We start from the raw sequence: 21,634 nt of genomic DNA, 5'->3' as shown, positions 1-21,634 counted from the left end.
AATCTATTTGATATTTTCTCATGGCACTTTCGGTCCGGAATATATAGTTTATCCACATCTTCACACTCGGTCGATTAGAACTGAGCAGTACACCTAGAGGTTGCCGACCGTATGGTCGGTACATGATTTTACCCGGACGACTGGCAGCACCGGTAGAGAGGCGCCTGGGTATCGAACCCCTATAGGGACTTACTCGAGTTGAATCAATTCACCGGTTTCGACGGCTTCGCTTGAGACGCCGACATCGGCGTCGTCGACGGTGTATTCTTCGGGATACGGAACCGTCACGTTGAACGTTCCGTCGCCGTCTGCGCGAACTTCGCGGTCGTACTCGATCGGTTCATCCGAGACCGTCACCTCCGTTTGGATCTGCACCGTTTCGTTTGGATCGACGGATCCCGTAAGCTCTGCTCCGGGAACGACGGCGAATGCCGTCACGTCGTCGTGAACGTAAATCGCCTGGTAGTGCTCCAGTGGCTCGTAGTCCTCGGTGCCCGTTCCGAGCTCGTCGTGAAGCTGCACCTGTGAGCTATCTGCCGGGAGATCACCGTCCTCAACGTTCACGCCTGCCTCGTTCATCTCTTCACTACTCACCTCGCTCGTCAGGACGACGTAGCCGACTTCGCTCTCGTCGAACTCCTCGTACCAACCATCGGGGTCGTCGTCTACCACGAAATCTGTGTAGTGGTCGTCCGCATACCAGTAATCATCAGCTTTACCATTGACGTGATAGTTGTACATCCGGTTGTGTCCCCAGTTGCTCAATACGAAGTTTTCCGGATACGTTCGATCGACGGCCGTCGCGTGCTCGTCGATGGCTATCGCCGCTTCGAAGCGTTCGTCACTGTGAGCGGACATCGCCACCAGTGAGGGCGTGTAGATCAAGCTGATCCCACAGAACAACAGCAGGATCCAGGCGATCGCGACGAGATTGCGACGGTCGCGCGGGAGACCGATACTCGGCTCGCGGTCGCCACCGTCGGTCGCAGCCTCTCGACGGCTCGAGGCGTCGCGCCCTCGAGTATCAGCGTCCTGCTTCCGGAACCGTCTGGGGACTCTCGCGAGGTCGACCCAGGCCAGCACGTAGATCAATCCGAGCCCGCCGAGAACCGCAAACGGGATGGAAAGCTGCGCTGCGAACCGACCCTGCAACGTCGCCATCACGAGCCAGAACGCGGCGTAGACAGCGATCACCAGCCAACCGGGATCGTAGCGTCGATACACGATCCAGCAAGCCCACCCGAGAACGGCCACGGCCACGAAGAAATTGAGTCCCAGTTGTGCAAGCGGCTCGAAGACGACCCCTCGATCCGCCCTGAACAACGACGCCGTCTCCACGGCGTAATCCCGAAAGAACAGATCGCCAGCACGCTCTTGTAGTCTCGCCCAATCTGTCGGCCGAAGCTGGCGTAACGCGGCGATTCCGAGCACACCAAGTCCCACCTCGAGTCCGAGAAGCGCCCTGATCCGCCACCCGAACCGTCGCCAGAGCTCACCCAGTCCGGCGACAGCGACGGCCCCGGCCACAACGAGTACCGCGACGATCGCGAGGATCACCTCGTGCCACCCCAGCCCGAAGTGCAGGAACGAAGAGAGGATTCCCCCGACAGCCAATCCGGCCACGACAGGCGCGTTCGAACGCGCCGGTGAGAACCCGGCACGAACGTCGGCGGCGACTTTCACTGTAACGTACGCGGCTACGGGGACGAACATCAGAATCGACCCGCCCCAGGCGAACGCCGAGAACGGCAACGCGACTCCCAGCGCGAAGGCAGCGACCCACGTCCAAGGAGCGCGCAGATGAGCGTCGGTTGCGGCCCGTGGCGACGACTCGAGTTCCCACCGGCGGTGGAGGTCGACGGCGAGCCAGGCCAGCGCCAGCATCGTCACGCCCAGCCAGAAGTACTGGTGGAGTCGGTGCTCGAGAAAGCCGATACTCGTGTAGACGGCGTGAGCGGGCGTGAGCGCGAGCAACAGGACGGCTGCGACGCCGACGCGGACGTCGTCCGTCACGACGACCGCGAGCCAGTAGACGACGACGCCCAGCGCGACCGCGAAGACGACGGGAAGCCAGGCGGCAACCATTTCGGCCGCCCACTGATCTCCGCCGAGTAACTCGGCAAAAAACCAGTTTGCGGCGTGTGTAAGCGGTCTCATGCTGGCCGCGCCGTCTGGCATGCCGGCGATCACGCTCACGTCCGTGATTCCGTTTGACTCCGCGAGCAGTGCTTCCATCCAGTACCGGTAGTGGTACGGGTCGTTCGCCGGGGAGACAACGTGTCCCTCACGAAGCACCGGTCGAACGGTTAGCACTCGCATCCCAACCATCACAGCGAGCGCCGCGACCAGCGCTACCGCCTTTCGCCCGTCGATCGAGATCGGATTCGAGAACCCGCGTCTCGACGTCGAGTCTGCCTCGCTACTCAGGGTGATACCTTCGAGAGCAGCCTTGATACCCTCGCGACTTGAGACGTGGTATTCGTCGTCGACCTTCGTGACGATCCCGCGCGAGACAAGTTCGCCGAACGTTCCCGAATCAAGTGGTAGCTCGTCGAATGTCCATGTGTCGTATTCAGCGTCGATTTCGAGAAGGGTCTCGAGGATATCTTCACCACGATCATACCTTTCACAGAAAGCGGTTGCCGCGTTAGCGATCGTTTCAGGTTCTTGTTCCTCGTCCATTGTAGACTCCGCACGAATGTGGATATGAGCTATCCACGTCCCGGAAAGTCACATCCAAGTCAATGAATTATGCGAGTGTTGGAGTTACCGTTCACGTCCCGTACACCTGATTATTGTTTCGCCCAGCCTACATGATTTGGGTGCGGATTTAATATGTTATTATCGCCCACCTCCAATTAGTATAATCTCATGAGAAGGTAAACACTGGCCGAAAACACGGCGTTTGAGAGCGTATGATTGGGAAAATAGGTTTCAGTAGACTGTTTACGCACGAAAATCGTTCAATCGGCCTTTAGATTTTCGTGAACGGTCGTGAGCAAAAGTCGATTCACGATGTTACATTGTATGTCAGTCAACGAGTTGAACGTTAACTTTTTTGATTACAGGAAAATAAAACTTCCAAAGTCAACTGTCTGATTAACTGGTTGGTTGAGAAATACGGTGCCATCTAGTTGAGCACCTCCTCGGCTGATGTGCGGTGGTCGAGGGCCTAATTCGGCCGGTTCCAGTTATAGTGGTGGACAAATAGATCGATACAGCGTCTGGAGTGAGCCCGACTGCCCACCCAATTCGTGTGAAAGCGGTCGGTTCGTATTTCAGCGTCTGAAACCACTTTTCGATGTGGTCTCGCTCGTTTCGGTCAAGCTGACCGCCAAGATCTAATCAGGAGAGGGCAGGCAGATAGTCGAAGCCATCGACGAAAAACACGACCTCAGAGAGGTTGTGTTTCTCGCCCACCCGGTGCAAGAACGCTGGTGCGGGATCAGTTTCCCGACGACCGATACTTCAGCTTTGAGCACGAGTTTCGATTCGAAGTCGATCGCCGCGTACAGCCACCGCCACTGTCCGTTGACGTTGATCGCCGTCTCGTTGACGGTGACCCGCGACGGCTGCGCCGTCGGCGGGTCCGGCTGGCGATCAGCCGCCGATGCGTCCACGCCCAGACAGCACCGTGTGAGCTTTCAGTGCCGAGCCATCGCAAGACTGTAGTCGTTTCTGACATCGATAATCCAAACGAGTGGAGGCGCACACCGAACACCTTATCGGGTGTCGGGGTGCGCTCGCTCTCCCACGCCTCAAGCCCGTCTACGTCTAGCGTTTTTGTGAGCAGGTCGGCGAGTTGCATGGACACGTCTCACTTCCACCTGCTTGTTCCTCAATTCCTCATATAGACAGCGCCAGAAATGCGCTTATGAAAACATATAGAATGGTCGAGTTCTGGAGTTACTCAATGGTGGATGTGAGAAACACGCTGAGACGATTGATCACGAAACCCTTTGCTCTAGTTGTTCACTGAGAGATAGCATCCGTAGTAGAGGAAGAAATAGATATGGTACACGCAAAAATATCTTAATATTTGTACTAGCATAGTTTAGATAGTATACCAGTATGGGTTGACATTCAATGGTTGGTATTCTAACCGACATTTTTATTAAGATTTTTGGATACCATTTACAATGAAGTCGGCAGCTAAACGTAGATTCGTGGATTATCGATGAGAGCTCATCCTAAACAGGTCTTGATAACAGGGAGTAGCGGAACGATCGGAACGGCGCTGATGAAACGTTTACTCACGGAGGGAGACGAAGTCTATGGCGTCGATACTGTGGCCAACCAATGGGAGGCAGACCTAAACAAGCGGACAGCTATCATCGACTTATGTGATCCCTCTGATTTCGATGTGTTACCCACCGAACTCGATATGATCGTTCACCTCGGCGCCCATGCTCGTGTTCACCAGTTGGTTCAGGAACCGAAATACGCGATGGAGAACCTCGAGATGACGTTTAACCTCCTCGAATTTGCTCGCGAATTTGAAATCCCGGAATTCATCTTTGCAAGTTCAAGAGAGGTGTATGGAAATAACGATAAGGTTGTGTATTCAGAAAGTGATACCAATACGGATCGAAGCGAAAGTCCATATACAGCAAGCAAGATCGGCGGCGAAGCACTGGTTCAATCGTACGACAACTGTTACGAGATGTCGACGTGCACCGTTCGATTTTCTAACGTCTACGGTCGGTACGACCGCTCTGACCGTGTAATACCACAGTTCATTGCTCGAAGCTATCGAGGCGAACCGTTGACAGTATACGGTTCCGAAAAAGTTCTTGACTTCACGTATCTTGATGACTGCGTCGACGGCATCAGTAAAGTGATCAAACACTTCCCAAAGGTGACTGGGAAGACACTCAATATCTGCTCCGGGCAGGGAGCATCCTTGGTTGAGTTAGCCCATGAGATCAACGAGCAGACGCCGAGGAATTCCGAAATCAACACCGAGCCGTCGAGGCCAGGAGAAGTAAAGCGATACATCGGGGACATTACCACAGCACAAAAATTACTCGACTATCAGCCCCAGTACTCACTAACTGAAGGACTTTCCGAAACAATAGATTGGTATCTTGACCGTCCGTCTCTCATCGAGGAGCTCACATCACAGTCAGTCGCGTAATAACTCCCCAGGTTATTTATTTATATTATTGAACCTTGTTTCGACGCAGCAGAAATCAGCTCTAACGCTTCGTTCTCAACCAGTGAGTCTGTACCGTGAGATGCTCTCTACTGCGTTCTGCTCAGCCGAAATGACTCCTGTACCGCCCATTCGGGAGCGTCTAAACAAAGCCCTTTTTGTCTATACTAATTCTAGCGTACACCCAAGACCAGTCGCTGCTAATGTTGACAGGGGCTTCGTCAATGGCGGCCCGCGACAATTTCATTGTCCTCAGAACACAAAGCGTTCTGAAGGTCATTGAAACTCACTTGCTAGGTTGGGGCACGCAACTACGTATGCACTATCGTTACTGTCATCTCATTCGTTCAGACAAGGGTATCTTTTGAATTTCTTGTTTTCTATCTGGTACTTTTCCATCCTGATTGAGTATACACTCAAGATCCCAGACTGTGTGATAGATGGCTCGTAAAAAGCTTATCCACATGAGCACATAAGCTCTATTACGGTGATCTGTCTTTAGTGACAATATACTCAAGTATATGTTTTTTGGGATCCAAGAGAGCAAATCGGAGAACTGGGTTGGTTCACCTCCGAGCATCGGGACTTTAGAATACGCCCATGCAGCTCGCAATGCGTCTTTCCATGTATCCGTTCTAATATGGGTAGATTCAACGTCTGGTGAATAGTATATATTATACCCATTATAAACAAGGCGCTGCATTAGATTGACGTCATCATTTGCTCGTTGATACCGCTCATCCCATCCGTCGATATCACGAAGAGCATCGGTATAGGCAAGGATGTTGGAGCCGTTTATCGGATAATTCAGCCGTGGTTTGCTCGAAAAATCCGGATAGGTATGCAGTGCTCTCCATTTATCCCCGAGTGTTGTCACATCTTCTCTGAAAAATCCCTGGACAAGATCAACCTCGTTTTCTTTTAACTCCCGAAGCATAATAGCGAGCCAGTTGGAAGGTACGACAAGGTCTGCATCAACCTTCGCGAACAGTGGAGTGGATACGTGGGAAAGCGCTGTATTGAGCGTTGCTGATAGCCCACGATTTTCCTCGTGTCGAATGTGACGTGAACCGTGGTGATCTCTGAGGATTTCTCTTGTGCCATCGGTACTCCCATCGTCAACGCAGAGAACCGTAGCAGGTGAGGGAGCCAATTGATCGATCGACTCTAGAACGTGAGGAAGTGTGCTCTCCACGTTGTAACAGGGAACGACCAAGGTGACGTCATCCGTATCCATGGTGTTCAAAACATTTCTGGGGACTAAAAATCACTATAAAATTCCTAATACTAGTTTCGATGAGCGAATGCTTTCCCGCCAACAAGCATAAATGTCAGGGATAGAGAGGTCTGCGGCTATGATAACATTCCTAACTGATGATTTTATTGCCATTATTCATTTCTGCATCATGTGTTTGGGAATATATCTCTGCTAGTTATGTTATTGACTAATTTGTGTGGAATAGTTTCCGAATGTTTCCCAAGATCGAGTCGAACAGAAACGGATGTTAAATGGATAGGCTCGAAGTCGTTCAAAGACCGGTTTTGTTATTTCGTCCCGACGTGAAAACCGCCTTTCGTAAACTATTGGAGCTATCTTCCAATACGTCTTTGAAATCAAAGGAAGACGAATACAGAACCTCTCCGTTGATTCAACATCTGACATGGTTACTATCTTCATCTACTAATTCCTCCTAAGATAGTAGTAAGCTGCTCGCCCGGAGGCAGCAATGGCTAGTGGATCTTTGAAACTTTCAGTCAAACGGACCTTTGCTTCACATTTATATGTGTGCTCCAGTGCTCGATCTCGACACCCCGGATACTTATCGTACAACTCGTTGTACTTCCTGAGAATAGTCTTTTTATGTTGAACGTTCTCCATTGACGATCCGAGATTGTCTCTATGGACTCGTTTTTTGACTAGCGGTTCAGCTACCGAATCAAAATGTGTTCGTTTCGCAAGCCCAATCAGAAAATCAGTATCTCCTGCACCATGATGTCGCAACGGTCTAACTTCGTTTAAGACCGATCGATCGATCAGCAATGAACTTGTATAGCAGGGAGGCCACAATTGGAATCGAAGTGCGTCTTTCAGGACGTTTCCTCTGACGGCCGGGTCTGGTTGAATGATTTCTTCACTATACAGATATTTGAGACCAGAATACACTACACCTGTGGTATCATCGAATCGCTGGATTTGTCGATCGAGTTTGTCCCCGCGCAATAAATCATCGTCATCCAAAAACTGAATATACCGTCCAGTTGCTTCGCTGAGCCCAGCCTCTCGAGCTTGGTTTTCTCCAACGTTTTCTTGGAGGGGAACATACTTCACGCTGCTATACTCCTCGACTAGAGATCTGGCGTGCGCTTCACCCGAGTCGTCGACGACGATGATTTCGACTGGGGTGAATTCTTGCCGAAGGGAACTTTCAATTGCGTCTTGCAACCATTCGTTCCGGTAATATGTGGGTATTATTATGGATACTGTTTCATCGTTTGACTGAAACATTGTCCCTAAGACGGGGATCGGAAGAATAGTTATTTAAGCCATAGGACAACCCACATGAAATATATGTTGCTTATAGAATTATAAATGACAGTTGTGACGGCTCTATCAGCCGTTCTTGAAGTCAGTGTCCCATCTTCTTTCACACATATTCAGTGGTCATATATCGTCTCGAAGAAAAATCTCGTATATAATAGCACGTAAACGGTTTGGCAAAAGCCGTATCGGAACACGAATGGCGATGTTTATAAGGAATACTGGTAGGGGAACTATTCCTCGTGTTAAAAACTCTTTTTGTATTTGGAGTTCGTGTATCGCATATTCAACTCCACCTCGACGTTCGTACAGTGCCTTGCCAGCTCGACACTTCACCAGTACTTTCGACAAATTTGAAATAAGATATCCTTGATTTAGCATCCGGATCCAAAGTTCGTAGTCCTCCAGTCCGGCCAGTGGACGGTAGTTCCCTGCCTCGAGTACCGAATTTCGACGAAACATGACACTGGGGTGATTGACTGGGCAACGAAATTTGGCATTAGATTCCAGAGTTTTCGGATCAGTAGGAACCGACCGTATTTGTTTAGAGTTAGTCGGATTTTCTACAAACTCTTCGATATAGCCTCCGAGTATGTCCACCTCTGGATTCTCACAAAGATAATTTATTTGATGTTCAAACCGGTCTTCAACCGAAATATCGTCAGCGTCCATTCTAGCGACGAGATCATACGAACAAACTTCAACGCCTACTCGAAGTGCTGCACCTAACCCCTGATTGGACTCAAGGTGGACTACTCGAACCGTATCGGGATAGGCCAGCTCATATTTTTCGAGAGTCGAAGTAATTTTATCCGGTAATGGACCATCAGCAACAACAACAACTTCTGTTGGAATCACTGTCTGTTTAAAAACACTTTTTATAGCGCTGTCAATTTGTTGTGAGTTGTCTCCCCTGTACACGGCCATTAGTACAGAGAATTCTTTATCGTTCATTAACCAAAGCCCTCATCTGACAGGAACATTCTTTTCCAGCGATGTTGACAATTATATACAGCAATATGTTCATATATAATCACGAATTAATCTGTTTCAGCTTCTGACGACGGTTCAGTTAACGTTACAGACACAACATCGCGCCCCAATTCGTCTCGTAATTTTTCTTCCACACGATCGCGGTCCTCGGGGTAGCCGACGTCGACGCGCCAGCCCTCCATGCGGATGGCGTCGATGGTGCGCCCGGACTGGATGAGCAGGTCGATCGCGTCGGGGAGTTCGTACTCGCCGCGGTCGCTTTGCTGGACGAGGTGGCAAGCGTGGAAGATCGCCGGTGTGAACGTGTAGAAGCCGGTCATGACGAGATTCGACGGCGGGTCTTCGGGCTTTTCCATCACTTCGACGATCTCACCGTACTCGTTGGTGTCGAGGACGCCGTAGCGGGAGGCCTCCTCCCAGGGGACTTCCTCGACGAGAAAGGCGGCATCGGCGCGGTCTTCCCGCTGCCGGTTGACGACATCGCCGAGGTTTCCGCGGAAGACGTTGTCGCCGAGCATGAGCACGAAATCGTCGTCGACGTGCGGTTCGACCTGGAGGATGGCGTGGGCCAGCCCCAGCTGTTCGCGCTGGTGGGCGTAGGTGATCGGCACGCCCTCGTAGGTGTCGCCGTACCGATCGATGATCTGCTCTTTCAGGTGGCCGACGACGACGATCAGTTCGTCCGCGCCGACCTCGAGGAGATTGTCGAAGACGTCCTCGAGGAGAGGGCGGCCGTCGACCTCCACGAGTGCTTTCGGTTTGTCGTCGGTCAGCGGGCGGAGCCGGGTTCCCTTCCCCGCCGCCAGAATAACGGCTTGCATAGAGCATTCGCACACGAATTCCGGCATATAGCTGTCCCCTGTAGGCTACTGTTACTGGCACATCGAGTTAGCTAAGCGGACAATCAGATCCGTGGGTGATACTGTTAGACGGAAGTCAGTGAAGCACATTCGCCGAACGGGAGCGGCGAATGCTCACACTCGTTCTGTCCGGCAGCATGCATTGCCTCGAGCGGTGTGTGCTGATTCTCTAAGCTACTGTCGTCTCAGCCTCACTAGCCGTGATCGTTATCACAGATGGTCGATACGAGTTGCGGACGATCGCCCCTCGATTCGGAGGCTGCCTGGCGAACGGACGAACGACTGGACCGGAGACATGGTTGTAAGAACTAACTGTCGGGAACGTGTATCGACCGCGAGCTACAGTCGAGTTCCAAGCTCACCCCGTTGGCCCTGGTATGAACCGAGACATCGGCGTCACCGAACTGTTCCGTACGCACCTCCCGGAGTGGACGGTTCCCGTGTTCGAACTCGTGTCGATGCTGGGCGACGAGTTGGTCGTCGTCGTCGTCTTGCTCGTGCTCGCAGGCGTAGACGCCTACCGGTCGTTCGAGCGTGGCTCAGGGCAGGTGCTCTCGGATCGAACCGCGTTCGTTATCGCGGTGGTCTTGGGTGGCCTTGCACTCACGCTCGTGTTGAAGACCGCGTTCGGGTTCTCTCGCCCTCCGGAACCCCTCCAGGCGGTCCCTCGAGAGAGCAGCGGCTTCCCGAGCGGGCACACGATGGCGGCAGCCATCCTCTGGACGGCACTCGCACTCTGGAGTGCTCGGTTTACGCGTCGTAGCCGGCTCCTGGCGGCGGCCGGCGGTATCGCACTCGTCGCCGTTTCTCGACTCGCACTCGGGGTCCACTACCTCGTCGACGTCGTCGCATCCGTTCTTTTCGGCGTCGGCATGCTCCTCCTCGCTGCGCGGCTCACACGTGGTGATCCAGAAGCGGCGTTCGCAGGCGCAGCGGTGCTCGGAACGCTAGCACTCATCGTGACCGGGGCCACGACGGATGGCTGGCTCGCCTTCGTCGGCTGCGTCGGCGCTGCAGGGGGCTGGTGGATACTCAATAGACCACGTGTGCGGGCGCTATGGCTGTCGACGACGCAGTAGCGACGCAGTCAGGGAAAAGGTTCTGCTCGAGCAACCAGTGAGCCGATCGCCCATACCTGTCGGCCCGGTCACTCGTCGGGTGCCGACTGTGCTTCGGAACCGCCGTTTCGGTGTTCGGCGAGCGCCTGATCGATCGTGAGTTCGCCAGCTGCGACTCGACGGGCGAGCCTCTCGTCGATCGACCGGTTCGTCTCGCTTCGCTCGCGGGATCGGTCTTTGATTCGCTGGAGTTCGCCCGCCGTCGGCTCGATCTCGCGGGCGTCGACGACCTCGCCCTCGAGCCGGGCGATGTTCACCGCGGCTAGTACGTCGCCCATCCCCCGCACACCGGTGCCGAGATACGGTGTCGTCCCGGTTTCGTCGACGAGTTCGACGCGAACGTCCTCGAGTTCGTTGACGAGCTTCGCACTCTGGAGGCGGGCCCCATCGCCGATCTTGACGACCGGGTCGACGGCCTCGTGGATCTCGTCGCGGATCACCTCGACGGCGTCGGCCAGGGGGACCTGGAACGCGGCGACGACGGTGTCACCAGCGAGGACGGCGATGCCGGGCTTTCGACCGGGATCGACGCCGACGACCGTCCGGCCGCCGTCACCGCGAAGTGCGGTCAACGCTCGATCGACCGCACCCCGCGGATCGTCCGGCCCGGCGACGACTGTCGTCACGTTCGCGTCGGCGAAGGCGCCGGCGTTGTCCGCCCCCGTGATGACGACGGTCGTCCGCTCGGGAAGTGCCCCGTCCGGTTCGATTGTCGTAAACGTCGTCCCCCGGTCGCGCAGCTCGTTGACGACGCCGTGGTACAGTTCGAAGTCGGCGGTGGCGACGACGATCACGGTCGGCTGTTCGCGTCCAGGGAGAATAAACGTGTTCGACCAACGTGTGCGACTATCGTCGATGCCCTCGAGAGTCAACCACGCTGGCGGTCGACAACGCGGCTACGCGACGTTCCGGGGGCTTTTTGCACCGAGCCTTCCAAGCACGACCGTGAACGACGAGGCGATTCCGACCGGCTGTTCGTCGGTCGACGAGCTGCTGGGAGGCGGGTTCGAGCGCGGGACCGTCACGCAGATCTACGGCCCACCGGCGTCCGGCAAGACCAACCTCGCGCTGTCGGCGGCGGTCGAGACGGCCGTCGCCGACGGGACCGTGGTCTATATCGACACCGAAGGTGTTTCGGTAGATCGCTTCGAGCAACTGCTCTCGTCGCGCGCAGTTGGTTCGACACCCGCACAGCCGTCGGTCGACGCCACCCCGGGCCCCGTCTCCGATGGCGACGTCCCGGACGTCGAAACGCTTGCCTCGAGGATCGTCATCGAAGACGCACTCTCGTTCGAGGAACAGGCCGAAGCCGTCCGCGACGCGGAGGCGTTCGCCGAGCGGGCCGACCTGATCGTTCTGGATAGCGCCACCGGCTTTTACCGACTCGAGCGCACGGGCGACGGCGACGGCGGCGAGGCGCTTCGCAGCGTCGCCCGACAGGTGACACACCTCCTCTCGCTCGCGCGAAAACACGATATCGCGGTCGTGCTCACGAACCAGGTGTTCAGCGATCCCGACGCCGACCGGACGCGGGCGCTCGGCGGCAATACGTTAGAACACTGGACCGGCGTCGTCCTCAGGCTTGAGCGCTTTCGTGGTGGGAACCGTCGGGCAACGCTCGAGAAGCACCGCTCGAAACCGGCTGGCGAGTCCGTCCAGTTTCGGATCACCGACGACGGACTCGAGAGCGGTGACGACCCCGTCCGGCACTGACCGAGCGTCGAAATCAATCGTACGATTCGAGTAGTTCCTGTGCGTTACAGCTCGTTGAGCTTCCGGAGGAGCTGGCCGCGGTACTCCTCGTCGCTCGTGATGCCTTTGACCTCTAGGACGTTGCGCTCGAGTTTCTCGAGGGCGACGCGGAAGGCGTTTTCGGCGCCGTAGCCCTCGCCAGTGCCGGCGACCTGGCCCTTGTTCGTTCGCAGGCGGACCTGACAGTGGACCAGCGGCGTGCCACGGAGTTTTTCCTTGTGCTCTTTGAACCGCACGTGGGCGTGGAACACCTGCATCTCGGCGTATTTATCCGAGACCTCCTGGATACTCTCGACGATGGACGCTCGGGTCAGCGTCTCGAGCAGGGAGATGTTGGTGATCTGGACGTCCATGTGTTCTTCTTCAGTGTAGGTGAGCGCACGCAAGACGTCCGTCTTGGTGATGACGCCGACGATGTTGCGGCCGTCGTCTTCCGGCGTAATCAGCAGTCCACCGTAATCTAACTCGAGCATGGTCTCGACGGCTTCTTTGGCGGTGGCATCGAGCGTGATCGTCTCGACGGGACTGTTCATAATATCGTAAATAGGGACGTCGAGCATGCGATCGTTGTCACCGACGCGGTCGCCGGTCGTCGTCGTGTGATCCTGACGGATAACGAAGTCGGCGATGTCGTGGGTCGTGACGACGCCGGAGAGGTAGCCGTTCTCGTTTAACACCGGCAAGCGGGAGATGCCGTGTTCGCGAAGGTAGTTGATCGCGTGTCCGATTCCGTTGTCTTCGTTTACCGTCACCGGATCGTCCGTGTAGATGTCCTCGACGGAGAGCGTATCGAGGTTCTCGAGGACGGCCTCGAGGATTCGGTCGTCGGTGATGACGCCCCAGAGGTCGCCGTGTTCGAAGACGGGAGCGACCTTCGCGTTGCTCTCGATCAGCATCCGGGCAGTCTCCCTGACGTCCTCTTCCCGATCGATCTTGGGGGCAGGCGAGTTCCGACTGGGCTTCGTCAGTGCCGCCACCTTTGCGTCGTCTTCGACGTGAGACTGGAGAACCTCTCGCTCGCTGAGGACTCCCTCGTACTCCCCGTCGTTGGTGACGATAATTCCCTTGGGGTTGCCGTTCTCGAAGGTAGAACGGACCTTCCCCATACGCGTTCCAACGTCGACTTCGATGTACTCCGGGGTGGCGATCTCGGCGATATTCATCGTTCTACGAATCCCTACAGCCCCGGAGCTTTTGAAGATATTGCCTGTTCCCACACCGTCGCTATGAGACGAGCGCCAACGTTCTTATTGGTCAACGATGACGATCGTCACATGGGAGCTGACAGCCCCGACCGACTACCCGACATCGGCGTACTCGGTCGGTACACCTACCTCGCGACCGAACTGTTCTGGGGAGCCATCGCGTTCGCCCTGCTCAACCGTGCGGGTGCGCTCCGGAAAGCCGCCGTGACGATCCTCGCGCTGTACCCCATCGCCTACGCCTGGGACCGCTATACGCTGGCGGTCGGCGTCTTCGATATCCGACTCCGGACCGGCATCGACGTCGCCGGCATCCCCCTCGAGGAACACCTCTTCATGGCCGTCGTCCCGGGGCTCGTCCTCGGAGTCCACGAGACGATCTTCGGCGACGAGTCGACAGGCGACTCTCCCGCGGACTGAGGCGGTTGACTCTGCCGAGTATCACCTGCTGCGACCGACCACGACCCTCATGTGCCGTGGTCCCATCTCGATCAGTCAATGGATCGGGACCGTCGGCCGGACGATCGACCCGGCCACCGCGGCGCCAACCGCCGAGAGCCCGCAGTCCTCAGGTCCCTATTCCGGTTGCTTGTCTTCGCCCTGGTCGTCGCCGCGCTGGTCGTCGCCACCGTCACGCTCGCACCGATCGTCCTCGAGGACCTCGACTCGTTCGAAGACGTCGAGATCGTCGATCGCCCTGCACCAAGTGCCGACCCACCGCCTGCTGGAGAGCGAGACCCCGAGGTTACCGACCCGGCAGATCCCGGCGTCTCGAGCCAAGAGACTGACGTCGAGCCCGTCACCTCCGACGCCGTCGAGGACTTCGTCCACGCCGAGGTCAACGACCGACGCGCCGACCACGACCTCGAGGCGCTCGAGTGGGACGGTCTCGTCGCCTCCGTTGCTCGGGCTCACAGTTACGACATGGCCGACCGCGAGTACTTCGCGCACACGAATCCCGACGGCGAGGATCCGCTCGACCGATTCAGTGCAGTCGACGACTACTGTCGGGGCTACGGCGAGAACATTGCGCTGACCTGGCTCGACAGCCCCGTCGACAGCCCGGGCGGCGACGAGACCACCACCTACCAGACCGCTGAAGCCCTCGCCGAGGGGCTCGTCGACCAGTGGATGAACTCCACCGAACACCGCGAGGCGATCCTCGAGGAACACGGTGGGCCAGACTGGGATCGAGGAGGTGTTGGCGTCTACCTCGCCGACGACGGAGGGGTGTATGCCACTCACAACTTCTGTACCGAGTGGTGACCGGTCGGTTGACCGGGACACAAGAGAGCCCCATCAGGGCCGGTAGGCCGACGTGACACTCACCGAGTGCGAACCGTTTACAGCTTCTTGGTTCGACAGCCCGTACGTTCCCTATGGACGTTACGGACACGCTCGCTGCGGTCTACCGGACGGCGACGGATCGCGATATCACGTTTCTCGCGGCCGGGTTCGCCTACTTCGCGTTCGTCTCGTTGATTCCGCTCGTCTTGCTCGCGCTCGTCGTCGGCTCGATCGTTGGCGGGGAAGAAGGCGCCCAGCAGTTGATCCTGCTGGCCGGTGACTTCCTGCCGGAGGCGGGTGAGGACCTCGTCGTCGTGGCGTTGACCACCGAGGCAGGCCGGGCAGAGGCAACCGTCGTCGCCCTCGCCGTCGCCACCTGGGGTGCATTGAAAGTGGTTCGGGGACTCAGTCTCGCGTTCGACAAGGTCTACGACGAGGTCGCCGAAGACTCGCTCGTCGACGAACTTCGCGACGGGATCACGGTCGTCGTCGCGGGAGCGGGCGCGCTCGCGTTGATGTTCGTCATCGGTGCCGTCCTGAGACTACTCGCCGGTGCTGTTCCCTTCGCAGGTGTGCTGAGTTGGAGTGCCCTGTTGTTCGGACTCATCCTTGTCTTCTTGCCCATCTACTACGTTTTGCCCCCAGTTTCGGTCACCGTACGCGAGATCGTCCCCGGCGTCGCGTTTACTGCCGTTGGTTGGGCACTTCTTCAAGCCGGTTTCCAACTCTACGCCGCCAACGCCGGACAGTACGAAGCCTACGGTGCCGTCGGCGCTGTCTTGCTGTTCGTTACCTGGCTGTACTTCGCCGGTATCATCATCCTCCTCGGGGCCGTCTTCAACGTCGTGCTCTCCGAACCGCCGCTCGCTGAGTAGGGTAAGGGGACTGGTCGTCCAACAATAATGGGCCAGCACCGCCCCGTCGTCTCGAGTGACCGGTCAATTCAATTATCGAACCGATTCCGTGGGGGAAAGGCTATGGTTCCGGGACCGACATCCCTTCACGATGGCCGGGGAGCACTCAGACCAGCCCTCCGCTGGCGACGACTCCGAAGAGAGCGCTGCCGGTGGACTCGAGCCGACCGGGGGACCGCGTCGCGTCGTCTCCGAACAAAGCGTCGACGACATTCTGGCGTCGCTCGAGGAGACGACCGACTCGACCAAACCGGTCGAATCGACTGAATCGACCGAACCGACGCCCAAGACAACTGCGGGAAGCTCAGAGCCGAGTGAGTTAGCTAATTCCGATCGCTCGCCCACGAGCGATTTCGACGTGGACGAGACAACCGTGTGCGGTGTGGATGACGACAGCGACGACGACCACAACAGCAGTGACGGCAGCGACGACGACCACAACAGCAGTGACGGCAGCGACGACACCGTCGACCACGACGACATCACGAGCGACGAATTGGCCGATCTCGATCGCTGCCTCGAGCACGACGAGATTACGGGGGCGGACGTTCGCGCCGCCGAAGCCGGTGTCGGACGCGAGTCAACGCCCGACGTCGGGGATCTCGACCTTTCGATGGACGATCTCAAACGGACCGCTGCGGAACTGGACGGTGACTCACTCACTGCAAAACCATCCGAAAGCCCATCGGACGACCCGACCGTTCCAGACGACCCGGGCTCGATCGCGAGAGCCACTGACCCCGACAGAACGGAGCCTCCAGCGTCTGACGATTCGAAGGAGACTACGGGAGTTCTCGGCCGTCTCAAGCGACTGTTTTCGCGGTAAGGTTCGCCACTCGGGGTCCCATCGGTGGCTGTCTACTCGTCGCCTCGGGATCGCCGAACGAAACTTGTGAGTTCGGATGGCTCGTCACATGGACCAAAAACGGCGTGGCCACCAACGTCGTCTCGGTGTCGCACAACGACGTTCAGACCCTTTTCGAGCCGGTCGTTTTCCACTCGCGCAGCCGACGTTCTCGTGTGGGTAGACGACGTCCGCGCGAGTCGGCGTCAACCGGTGTACGCGTTGACCGGCCGCGAAAACCGTGACTGGCGACCTCTCGAGGTGTTTTTTCTGCGGTACGTTCCGGTTTCGGAACGTTTGAGAAGTCGTATTGAAAATACTGATCGTGAGCCGTACCCGATTGTTTGCCTCCCTCTGTGGACTCGTCTTTCTTCTCAACCTCGCGAGGATCATCTTTGCGCCACTTTTAGACGTGATCATCGCCGAGTTTTCGATCGGTGAGGCGACGGCCGGGTTGCTCGTCACGCTCGCGTGGGTTGGCAGTGCATCACCTCGATTGCCAACTGGATGGCTGCTCACGAAGGTACCAAGACACTACGTGGTGATCGGGTCGGGGTCGATCCTCGCGGTCGCCTCCGGGTTCGCCGCGACCGCGACGTCGGTCCGCCATCTCATGATCGGTGCCTTCCTGATGGGGATCGCCTCAGGCGTCTACTTCGTCTCGGCGAACCCCTTCTTGAGCGAGTTGTTTCCCGAGCGGGTTGGCCGCATCATGGGGATTCACGGGGCTGCCAGCCAGATCGCTGCGGTGATCGCCGCGCCGCTCGTTGCGCTTACCCTCCTCGTCGACTGGCGACTCTCGCTATGGGCAATCGCCATCGGAGCGGCTGTCGTTACGGGATACACCGTCCTCGCTGCGAGGGCGACCCAGTTGCCACGGGCGGGGACAGAGGATCGAGACTTCGTCGCCGGTGCGCTGTCAGAGTGGCGGATTATCGTCACCGCACTGGCGATCGTCGGCGCCGCGTCGTTCGTCTGGCAGGGCGTGTTCAACTTCTACGAACTGTACATGCAGTCCAAAGGCCTCTCCTCACAGGCGTCAGGGCTGATGCTTACCGTCGTCTTCGCCGCCGGCATCCCCGCGTTCTACTTCGGCGGCGATCTGGCCGATAGACTGCCACACGTCCCGTACTTGCTCGGCGTCGTCGGCGTCTTCTCGCTTTGCCTGCTCGTGCTGACGACCGTCGACGGGCTGGTCGGCTTGCTCGTCCTCTCGGCCGCCGTCGGCTTCGTCATCCACGCCCTGTTTCCGGCCACGGATACCTATCTCCTCGATACACTGCCGGATTCGACGCGCGGCAGTGCCTATGCCGTCTTCAGTTCCATGTGGATGCTCACGCAGGCCCTCGGGTCGTTCGTACTCGGTCTGTTCGTCGAGGCCGGTTACTCCTACGACCTCCTGTTTCGGATCGCCGCCGTATTCCTCGGTACTACCGTGCTCGCTCTCGTGGTTCTCGAGCGAACCGGACGATTGGCACGCTGACAGCCGCTCGACGGTCAAACTCGAGCCAGGATCCGTTGCGTGTAGCACTATAGTAACAACTGCACCAAGTTGCACACTGATCGCCAGAGGGATCGGCGATCGGGTGCGCACTGACGTGTAGTGGCTACTATAGTTGATGCTCCTCGTCGTTGGTCCGTGAAAATGGGTTGGGGTAGACTTGAACGACAGTTGTTCTGCTCACTCCGTTTGCTTCACTCCTGATTCAAATCTCCCGTGATAATTTTTCGAGCGACGTGCTCGTCACTACACTCCTCGCAGTTTGTCGCTCGAAAAGTGGGTTGGGGCAGATTTGAACTGCCGACTTCCTCCGTGTGAAGGAGGTATCATAACCGGACTAGATCACCAACCCGCACGAAGGAATATCCGTGCGTTCAACTTAAGACTTCCTTTCACCGCTCGGTCGTCGGCTCGTCCGTCCGCTCGGTCGTCGGCTCGTCCGTCCGCTCGGTCGTCGGCTCGTCCGTCCGCTCGGTCGACGCTCGAGTCCGTGCGGCGTTGCTCGTCGCTCGTGATCGGTTTCCGGCGTTCACTCTGAACTCGGTCACCCGCTCTCTGACCGACTCGAGACGGGTCGGTTCGGGTGCTGGTTCGCTTCCGACAGCCCTGCGAACGCGCTCGGGAATCGGGCTGAGGTGTGCTTCGACGCCGAGTTTCGCGTGCTGGCCCGCGCGTTTCAGGTAGTACAAGCTGTCGTGGAAGTGGTTGTTCATGACGATCGAAGAGTGTAGGACTCGGGAGGATATAGCCCTTTCTCAGAGGTCAGAATCCGCACCGACTCGAGCAGCACGGTCTGGTGTGGATGTGCGAGCACTCGAATTGGAGAGCAACGCTGCCTGCGGTCGACTATAGTAACACCTGCACCGAGTTACACACTGATCGCCGATCCGTCTGGCGATCGGGTGCCCACTGACGTGTGGTGGCTACTATAGCTCCGGTGATCTGCGGAAAAAAGTCGAGCCCGAAAGCCGGACGAGAAACGTGCTGTTAGTACTCCGGCTGTTCTTCTGGTTCGCCCTCGCGTTTGTTCACGACGCGGGCGAGGGTGAACAGGCCGTCAGAGAGCCGGTTGAGATACTGAATTGCCTGTTCGTTGATCGGCTCCTCGGTGGCGAGTGAAACGGCCCGGCGCTCGGATCGACGACAGACCGTTCGTGCATGGTGCAGTCGAGCTCCGTACTCGCTGCCCGTCGGGAGGATGAACGAGGTCAGCGGCTCGAGTTCCTCGTCGTACTCGTCGATCCACGCTTCGATGGTGTCGACGTGTTCGGCGCGGACGACCGGATCGTCCTCTTCGGGATCGGGGTTTGCGAAGTCGGCCAGCACGACGTGGAGGTGATTCTGGACCGTTCGCAACCGCTCGTCGATATCGTCGTGCCCTGTCGGTCGGACGGTCCCGATCAACGCGTTGAGTTCGTCGACGGTGCCGTAGGCCTCGATACGAGCGCTCGCTTTCGACACACGGGTCATGTCACGGAGGTCGGTTTTCCCCTCGTCACCGCGGCCAGTGTAGATCGACATAGCCGAACGGACGGATGGAGAGTACTTAATTCCTCTCGGCCGACCGCACTACCGAGAACGCTGATACGCTGGTCGGAAATGGACACCACGACGTCGTATCTTCTCGCGTGACAAAACGAGATCCATCGGTCACGATGAAACGCGTCGACCAGGGAGTGACTGTAACTCCTCGAGTGGATCAACACCTGGGCCAGTCAGTGCATGATAGCGTGTCCGAACCACGGACAGTGACACCGCGTCGGCCGTTACCAGTACGTTAAACATCCCTCGTCCACAACTGCCGCGTACGCCTATGGAACTCGACCACCACTGTCCCGCCTGCGGAGAGGAAAAGACGTTTTACCGTGCTGCAAGCACGACGTTGCACCTCGGCGAGAAAGTCAAGTGGCACTGTCCGGACTGCGACTATGGATTCGTCCGAATCAACGGCGATGGGGCCGGGATCGACACGAGTGCAGCTGACGCCTAATCTGGCGCGATTCACCTTCTCCCGATACGTTACCCGCCTGCGGGAAGCACCGGTACTGTAAACGAGAACGTCGACCATTGTCCAGACTGGGGCTCGACCAGATCGACGCCATGCCATTCGACGATTCGGTGACAGGGCACCGACTCGATTCCCGTTTCGTCGTACTCCTCACGGCTGTACAGCCGGTCGAACAGTACGCTTATGTGGCCTACTTCACCCCAAAACGATGCGATACAGGAGGATCTAAGTCACGAGGGTGTCGCTTCGCTCGTCCGCTGGGCTCGAGTTTTTGTCTAATACGCTCCGCTCACGAGGTTGTTCGCGTGAGGAAATGGGGTCGGAGGGAGCGGTGCTAGTGTTGTTTGCGCTACAGACAGGCTCTCTAACAAATTTTTGCAACCGTTTTCAGGACTAATCATAGTTCTCAATGTCAAGTTTCAGAGTGTGCTCAGCTCGCAGTTCCTCGAACTCGTCTCGCTCAGCGGCCCGGTAGTAGTGCCGCCGGATCGTCTTCGGCGTCGCGTTGACCCTGGCCGCGACCACATCGATCGACAGACCCTGGAGTAACTGCCAGGTGATCGATCCGGTCCGAATCGCGTGCGGACTGCGTGACGACGGGCACTTACTCGCGTGGTTCCGTCGGGTGTAATCACACGTCGCTCGTCGGTTTCCGTGCGGGCACTGAACGACCCGACACGGCTGCGTCCCGAGGTACGACCACGCTCGAAACGTGGTGTCCGACGGGCGACCCTGACGTCCGGAGAACAACGGTTCGCGGCCCTCTTCGTCGCGCTTTTCGAACCGCTCACGCGCGACGTAGGTCCGCAGTGCCTTCACGACCGGCTTCGATATACCAACGACTCGCTCTCCCTCTTCCTTGTTCTTCAGGCGGGTCGGCGGTCGGTGGCGGAACTCGAGCGTCTGCCGGTCTGGATCGAAGTCACCCATATCGAGCGCTCGGATGCCGCTCATTCGTGCGCCCGTGTGCCAGGCGACCTCGAGGAAGGCGTGTTCCGGTCGGCCGAACATCTCGCCCGAAGACCGGTAAAACGTCAAGAGCGCGTCTGCGTCGTCTACCTCGAGCTTCGTGTCATTCGACTCTTCTGACTTGCTCAGCGTCGGAATATTCACCTTCTCTGGAACTCGGTGGTCAACGACGTCGATCGACGCGCAGTAGTCGAGCAGCTGCTTCAGCGCCATGAGCTGACCGCGTAGGGTAGCCGGTGCGACCCCCGACGCTTCTCGAGCGGATCGATACTCGTCGATATCCCAGCCCGACAGTTCGCTCATGGAGTCGATTTGTTGGTCTTCGGTCCACTCTACGAACCGGGTGAGCCGGTTTTCGTAGCTGCGAACTGTCTTCTCCGTGTTCTCTTGACGTCGGCGGGAAAGGAACCGGTCGCGGGCCTCTCGTGGCGAAAGGTCGCGACTCATGGACGATCACCGCCCACCGTGGAAGACTGCCGTAGCTGGTCGCAG

19 protein-coding genes, 1 tRNA gene and 1 pseudogene are annotated in these 21,634 nt (G+C 57.4%); 9 read left to right on the top strand and 12 right to left on the bottom strand.

The window, feature by feature from the left end; genetic code table 11:
* Window positions 1–189: 189 nt before the first annotated feature.
* Both AArc1_RS07995 and AArc1_RS07990 read right to left on the bottom strand, forming a co-directional pair.
* A complete protein-coding gene (locus tag AArc1_RS07995) occupies window positions 190–2,682 on the bottom strand; it encodes an MFS transporter (protein ID WP_117363865.1) in 2,493 nt (830 codons plus the stop codon).
* Window positions 2,683–3,172: 490 nt separating this feature from the next.
* Window positions 3,173–3,808, bottom strand: a pseudogene (locus AArc1_RS07990) (IS6 family transposase).
* Between the two features lie 369 nt (window positions 3,809–4,177).
* Here AArc1_RS07990 and AArc1_RS07985 point away from each other — a divergent pair.
* On the top strand, window positions 4,178–5,137 hold the full coding sequence (locus tag AArc1_RS07985; protein ID WP_228442409.1) for an NAD-dependent epimerase/dehydratase family protein: 960 nt from the start codon (window positions 4,178–4,180) through the stop codon (window positions 5,135–5,137).
* A 352-nt stretch (window positions 5,138–5,489) separates the two neighbouring features.
* Here AArc1_RS07985 and AArc1_RS07980 read toward each other — a convergent pair whose 3' ends face one another.
* From AArc1_RS07980 to aglF, 4 genes are all read right to left on the bottom strand, one after another.
* Complete coding sequence (locus tag AArc1_RS07980; RefSeq protein WP_117363864.1) at window positions 5,490–6,392, bottom strand: glycosyltransferase family 2 protein; 903 nt, start codon at window positions 6,390–6,392, stop codon at window positions 5,490–5,492.
* A gap of 444 nt (window positions 6,393–6,836) precedes the next feature.
* Entirely contained in the window at window positions 6,837–7,661 is an 825-nt protein-coding gene (locus tag AArc1_RS07975; RefSeq protein WP_117363863.1) for a glycosyltransferase family 2 protein, read from the bottom strand.
* Between the two features lie 156 nt (window positions 7,662–7,817).
* On the bottom strand, window positions 7,818–8,648 hold the full coding sequence (locus tag AArc1_RS07970; protein WP_117363862.1) for a glycosyltransferase: 831 nt from the start codon (window positions 8,646–8,648) through the stop codon (window positions 7,818–7,820).
* Between the two features lie 86 nt (window positions 8,649–8,734).
* Window positions 8,735–9,508 carry a UTP--glucose-1-phosphate uridylyltransferase AglF gene (aglF, locus tag AArc1_RS07965; protein WP_117363861.1) on the bottom strand — a complete coding sequence of 258 codons (774 nt, stop codon included), beginning with the start codon at window positions 9,506–9,508 and terminating at the stop codon, window positions 8,735–8,737.
* Between the two features lie 416 nt (window positions 9,509–9,924).
* Here aglF and AArc1_RS07960 point away from each other — a divergent pair, with 416 nt between their 5' ends.
* A complete protein-coding gene (locus AArc1_RS07960) occupies window positions 9,925–10,626 on the top strand; it encodes a phosphatase PAP2 family protein (protein ID WP_117363860.1) in 702 nt (233 codons plus the stop codon).
* A gap of 68 nt (window positions 10,627–10,694) precedes the next feature.
* Here AArc1_RS07960 and AArc1_RS07955 read toward each other — a convergent pair whose 3' ends face one another.
* A complete protein-coding gene (locus AArc1_RS07955; protein ID WP_117363859.1) occupies window positions 10,695–11,459 on the bottom strand; it encodes a hypothetical protein in 765 nt (254 codons plus the stop codon).
* A gap of 151 nt (window positions 11,460–11,610) precedes the next feature.
* On the opposite strand from AArc1_RS07955, the gene radB reads away from it, so the two are divergent.
* Window positions 11,611–12,378, top strand: coding sequence for a DNA repair and recombination protein RadB (gene radB, locus AArc1_RS07950; protein ID WP_117365824.1), 768 nt, complete (start codon window positions 11,611–11,613; stop codon window positions 12,376–12,378).
* 44 nt (window positions 12,379–12,422) lie between these two features.
* On the opposite strand, the gene AArc1_RS07945 is transcribed toward radB, so the two are convergent.
* Window positions 12,423–13,580: a CBS domain-containing protein gene (locus AArc1_RS07945; RefSeq protein ID WP_117363858.1), complete on the bottom strand. Its 1,158-nt coding sequence runs from the start codon at window positions 13,578–13,580 to the stop codon at window positions 12,423–12,425.
* 111 nt (window positions 13,581–13,691) lie between these two features.
* Here AArc1_RS07945 and AArc1_RS07940 point away from each other — a divergent pair, with 111 nt between their 5' ends.
* From AArc1_RS07940 to AArc1_RS07920, 5 genes are all read left to right on the top strand, one after another.
* Window positions 13,692–14,039 carry a lycopene cyclase domain-containing protein gene (locus AArc1_RS07940; RefSeq protein ID WP_117363857.1) on the top strand — a complete coding sequence of 116 codons (348 nt, stop codon included), beginning with the start codon at window positions 13,692–13,694 and terminating at the stop codon, window positions 14,037–14,039.
* 78 nt (window positions 14,040–14,117) lie between these two features.
* The gene (locus AArc1_RS07935) at window positions 14,118–14,885 is read left to right on the top strand and encodes a CAP domain-containing protein (protein ID WP_117363856.1); all 768 of its coding nucleotides are present in this window, start codon (window positions 14,118–14,120) and stop codon (window positions 14,883–14,885) included.
* A 113-nt stretch (window positions 14,886–14,998) separates the two neighbouring features.
* On the top strand, window positions 14,999–15,781 hold the full coding sequence (locus AArc1_RS07930) for a YihY/virulence factor BrkB family protein (protein ID WP_117363855.1): 783 nt from the start codon (window positions 14,999–15,001) through the stop codon (window positions 15,779–15,781).
* A gap of 130 nt (window positions 15,782–15,911) precedes the next feature.
* Window positions 15,912–16,646, top strand: a complete 735-nt coding sequence (locus AArc1_RS18700) for a hypothetical protein (RefSeq protein WP_154670609.1) — start codon at window positions 15,912–15,914, stop codon at window positions 16,644–16,646.
* Between the two features lie 343 nt (window positions 16,647–16,989).
* Window positions 16,990–18,147 carry an MFS transporter gene (locus AArc1_RS07920; protein WP_186336668.1) on the top strand — a complete coding sequence of 386 codons (1,158 nt, stop codon included), beginning with the start codon at window positions 16,990–16,992 and terminating at the stop codon, window positions 18,145–18,147.
* 295 nt (window positions 18,148–18,442) lie between these two features.
* Here AArc1_RS07920 and AArc1_RS07915 read toward each other — a convergent pair.
* The 3 genes from AArc1_RS07915 to AArc1_RS07905 all read right to left on the bottom strand — a co-directional run bounded on the left by AArc1_RS07915 (window position 18,443) and on the right by AArc1_RS07905 (window position 19,686).
* A tRNA-Val gene (locus AArc1_RS07915) sits at window positions 18,443–18,517 on the bottom strand.
* Window positions 18,518–18,557: 40 nt separating this feature from the next.
* Window positions 18,558–18,878 (bottom strand): DUF7553 family protein, encoded by a 321-nt coding sequence (locus AArc1_RS07910; protein ID WP_186336667.1) that lies wholly within the window; start codon window positions 18,876–18,878, stop codon window positions 18,558–18,560.
* Between the two features lie 274 nt (window positions 18,879–19,152).
* On the bottom strand, window positions 19,153–19,686 hold the full coding sequence (locus tag AArc1_RS07905; RefSeq protein ID WP_117363854.1) for a cob(I)yrinic acid a,c-diamide adenosyltransferase: 534 nt from the start codon (window positions 19,684–19,686) through the stop codon (window positions 19,153–19,155).
* A 292-nt stretch (window positions 19,687–19,978) separates the two neighbouring features.
* Between AArc1_RS07905 and AArc1_RS18990 the strand changes: the two genes are divergently transcribed.
* The gene (locus tag AArc1_RS18990) at window positions 19,979–20,155 is read left to right on the top strand and encodes a DUF7838 family putative zinc beta-ribbon protein (RefSeq protein WP_186336666.1); all 177 of its coding nucleotides are present in this window, start codon (window positions 19,979–19,981) and stop codon (window positions 20,153–20,155) included.
* Between the two features lie 411 nt (window positions 20,156–20,566).
* Here the strand turns inward: AArc1_RS18990 and AArc1_RS07900 are convergent, their stop codons facing one another.
* Window positions 20,567–21,589, bottom strand: coding sequence for a tyrosine-type recombinase/integrase (locus tag AArc1_RS07900; RefSeq protein WP_117363853.1), 1,023 nt, complete (start codon window positions 21,587–21,589; stop codon window positions 20,567–20,569).
* Between the last annotated feature and the right edge of the window lie 45 nt (window positions 21,590–21,634).

This window comes from Natrarchaeobaculum sulfurireducens (genome assembly GCF_003430825.1).
Taxonomy (GTDB): domain Archaea; phylum Halobacteriota; class Halobacteria; order Halobacteriales; family Natrialbaceae; genus Natrarchaeobaculum; species Natrarchaeobaculum sulfurireducens.
This window is presented reverse-complemented; position numbering and strand designations above follow the sequence as displayed.

Bases quoted from the DNA above. Each gene is read 5' to 3' on its own strand.
- AArc1_RS07995 (WP_117363865.1), bottom strand. From the start codon at position 2,682: ATGGACGAGGAACAAGAACCTGAAACGATCGCTAACGCGGCAACCGCT.
- AArc1_RS07985 (WP_228442409.1), top strand. From the start codon at position 4,178: ATGAGAGCTCATCCTAAACAGGTCTTGATAACAGGGAGTAGCGGAACG.
- AArc1_RS07980 (WP_117363864.1), bottom strand. From the start codon at position 6,392: ATGGATACGGATGACGTCACCTTGGTCGTTCCCTGTTACAACGTGGAG.
- AArc1_RS07975 (WP_117363863.1), bottom strand. From the start codon at position 7,661: ATGTTTCAGTCAAACGATGAAACAGTATCCATAATAATACCCACATAT.
- AArc1_RS07970 (WP_117363862.1), bottom strand. From the start codon at position 8,648: ATGAACGATAAAGAATTCTCTGTACTAATGGCCGTGTACAGGGGAGAC.
- aglF (WP_117363861.1), bottom strand. From the start codon at position 9,508: ATGCAAGCCGTTATTCTGGCGGCGGGGAAGGGAACCCGGCTCCGCCCG.
- AArc1_RS07960 (WP_117363860.1), top strand. From the start codon at position 9,925: ATGAACCGAGACATCGGCGTCACCGAACTGTTCCGTACGCACCTCCCG.
- AArc1_RS07945 (WP_117363858.1), bottom strand. From the start codon at position 13,580: ATGAATATCGCCGAGATCGCCACCCCGGAGTACATCGAAGTCGACGTT.
- AArc1_RS07940 (WP_117363857.1), top strand. From the start codon at position 13,692: ATGGGAGCTGACAGCCCCGACCGACTACCCGACATCGGCGTACTCGGT.
- AArc1_RS07935 (WP_117363856.1), top strand. From the start codon at position 14,118: ATGGATCGGGACCGTCGGCCGGACGATCGACCCGGCCACCGCGGCGCC.
- AArc1_RS07930 (WP_117363855.1), top strand. From the start codon at position 14,999: ATGGACGTTACGGACACGCTCGCTGCGGTCTACCGGACGGCGACGGAT.
- AArc1_RS18700 (WP_154670609.1), top strand. From the start codon at position 15,912: ATGGCCGGGGAGCACTCAGACCAGCCCTCCGCTGGCGACGACTCCGAA.
- AArc1_RS07910 (WP_186336667.1), bottom strand. From the start codon at position 18,878: ATGAACAACCACTTCCACGACAGCTTGTACTACCTGAAACGCGCGGGC.
- AArc1_RS07905 (WP_117363854.1), bottom strand. From the start codon at position 19,686: ATGTCGATCTACACTGGCCGCGGTGACGAGGGGAAAACCGACCTCCGT.
- AArc1_RS18990 (WP_186336666.1), top strand. From the start codon at position 19,979: ATGGAACTCGACCACCACTGTCCCGCCTGCGGAGAGGAAAAGACGTTT.
- AArc1_RS07900 (WP_117363853.1), bottom strand. From the start codon at position 21,589: ATGAGTCGCGACCTTTCGCCACGAGAGGCCCGCGACCGGTTCCTTTCC.